A 2,567-nucleotide genomic window follows, 5' to 3' on the forward strand; every position below is an offset into this window, starting at 1 on the left:
CGCCCCTCACCACGATCTTCACCGGGTCAAAGAGGGTTACGCCAACGCTCATCACCCGGACGTCGGCGACCACCACCCCTTCCGCCGTTCCCTCCACGGGGGAGATGTTGATCTCGCTATCCGGGAAGGCTGCGAACTGGCCCGGCTCCCGGAAGAGTCCCGTTTCGTACTGGACAGGCCTGCCTTCCACGATCCCCCGTATATCCGTGCCGGCGGGAGTGGTGATCCTCACCTCCCGGCTTTTCGCGAGGATTGCCCCTAGCGCCCGGCCGCGCCTGTCACAATCGACGAAGTCCCCGAGGGCCGCCCCGACGCAAAGGGCATCCTCAGTAACTTCGCACATGGTGGCCCCTCTGGCCCCCCGCTTTATAGCTTCGGTCCTCGCATCCGTGTGGGTCTGTGAAAAAGTAGTCGGCAGGAAAAAGACGTCTGATTCCCTGCAAGCGGCCACCACTGGCTTTGGGGGTTGAGCGCCATGGACTCCTGGGGGCGTTATCATCACTATGACCGGAACACCCCCCACCGCTAAGGTCGCGGCCGCAAGCGCCTCGGCTATCCTGAGCTTGTTGGTGTCCGTCGATATGACCACCTTCTCGCCCGGCTTGACTGCGGCGCATTCGGACACCACCTTCATCGCGCCGCGCATCATCTCGATGTAACTCGAGGTTCCCGGGACGTAGTGAAGGTAACTTATGGGCCACCGGCACTGAGACAACTGGATCAACCTCCTGCAGGCATAGACTGAACCGCCCTCCGCTCTGCCCACGTGGTATCATTGTCCTACCACAAACATCACCAAGTACTATTCGACGCAGTTGAGCATTTTCCTCGTTAGCCTATAAAACCTTAAAGTCTTTGGAGATCTCGTAAAACGAATTCCCAGAGCGAAGCCGGTTCCGAACCTCTTCTTCTTCGGCCGCCTTTTCTTCGCAAAACGCGAGCACGTCGAGGATCTGACTCCGGGGCACCACGCATATTCCGTCCACATCACCGAATACCAGGTCACCCGGCTCCACCAGCACGCCGCCGCACTCGACCGGCACCCCGTGGGCAATAGTATCTACTCTAGGCTGGGCAGAGGTTGGCGCAAAGGTGCGAAAGAAAACGGGGAAGCCAATGTCCTCTATGAACGGGACGTCGCGACAGCCACCGTCCACCACTGCACCCTCTATCCCCCTATACTTACAGCGTATTGACAGCATCTCCCCCCACATTGCCACCTCGTCCATGCCGCCCGCGACCACGATGACCTGTCCCGGGCTTGCCACCTCGGCGGCTTCGAACGTCCCCGCAAGGCCGGTCCCCCGCCGTGCCGGCGCCTGCAAGACGGTATAAGCCTGTCCGACGATCTTCGTCGCCTTATGTATCGGCCGTATTGCAGGGTCCATAAACCGTCTTGAGCTTACACCTATAAGGTGGTCGCACGCATCCACGATGAGCCCTACGTACATTCTCCTGAAACGCTCCACCACTTGAGGCTCCAACAACCCGGCTATGGCCATGTCACGATACCTCCAGTCATCCGTCATTCCGGATAGACTAGAACTCAACATGCAGGGTAGGCACCACTTTATTCAGACGGTGGACGTAAAGTTCCTGTTCGATGGGGCCGGGCGGCGCTGCGACCACCAGAAGGGTGAGAAGGTCATCGCCGGTATTCACTATTTCGTGCGGGGTGTTTGGGGGGATGAACACTGCATCTCCAGCCCGGACCTCTCTCACTTCTTCTCCAACACGCTCGGTGCCCTTGCCGCTCAGCACGAATAACAGCTCTTCGTGGGGCTCCGGGTGGGTATGAAGCCCCGGCCCTTTTCCAGGCTCGAACGTAGTAAGCCAAACGCTCATCCGCTTCGTTCCGGTCGTGGAGGGGTCGAACAATACCCTCAGCACTTCGTTCTTGTGAGGTGCCTTGAAGCACATCGTTTCTCCCGGCCACCCGGGCTTGATAATGTACTTGTATGGTCTTTCCACGCTTCAACCCCCCGAATTTGCAAGAATCATAGGCAGGCGCCCGCAAGGGCTCGTCCTCGCCTCTTCAGGAGGAAAACAGCCGGTACGTTTTCAAGCGAGGTTGCCGCGCAACCCGAGGCGGCTTAAGGTCTCGGGCTTCGGCCGCCCCGAATCATCCCAGCCCACGTAGGCATAATACTCTCCCAGCATGCGCCGGAGATCTGCCCTGGTGAGCCCCTTTCCCTCGCTTGGCCCAGAAGGAATACGTTCCTCGAGGAGCCTTCGAGGAAGCACGTCCAAGTCGGCGGAGGTCATGCCGCACGCGAGGTTATACCATCGTATGAGGTTCCAGATCCGTTCCCCGACCGTCTCGAGCTGGTCGAGGGTAAAGTCGAGCCCGGTGGCAAGCCTCAGAGGCTCGACGTACATCTCGGCCTTGCGCCCAGCCTGGCCTGATTCCCTGTTCCAAGTGAGGGTGTATCCGTATACCCGCTCGACGAACCTGCACAGGACCAGGGAGTCCCCTACCATACACATCTTCTGGGTTTCGGCAACAGCCCGCGCCTTGCCCGAAGAATCGCCGGGCGGGGTCAGCGCGTCATACTCCAACGTGGGCC

At 59.7% G+C, this 2,567-nt stretch carries 4 protein-coding genes; all 4 read right to left on the reverse strand.

Annotation, left to right across the window (positions count from 1 at the left end; translation table 11 throughout):
* Positions 1–715: leucyl aminopeptidase (locus AB1609_20875; GenBank protein MEW6048891.1), on the reverse strand; the 715-nt coding region annotated here is incomplete at its 3' end.
* Between the two features lie 121 nt (positions 716–836).
* Entirely contained in the window at positions 837–1,502 is a 666-nt protein-coding gene (locus AB1609_20880; protein MEW6048892.1) for a hypothetical protein, read from the reverse strand.
* 37 nt (positions 1,503–1,539) lie between these two features.
* Entirely contained in the window at positions 1,540–1,971 is a 432-nt protein-coding gene (locus AB1609_20885; GenBank protein MEW6048893.1) for a cupin domain-containing protein, read from the reverse strand.
* A gap of 90 nt (positions 1,972–2,061) precedes the next feature.
* On the reverse strand, positions 2,062–2,567 hold a 506-nt coding region (locus tag AB1609_20890), incomplete at its 5' end, for an aldehyde ferredoxin oxidoreductase C-terminal domain-containing protein (GenBank protein MEW6048894.1).

The organism is Bacillota bacterium, from assembly GCA_040754675.1.
Classification (GTDB): Bacteria; Bacillota; Limnochordia; order Limnochordales; family Geochordaceae; genus Geochorda.

Bases quoted from the DNA above. Each gene is read 5' to 3' on its own strand.
- AB1609_20880 (MEW6048892.1), bottom strand. From the start codon at position 1,502: ATGGCCATAGCCGGGTTGTTGGAGCCTCAAGTGGTGGAGCGTTTCAGG.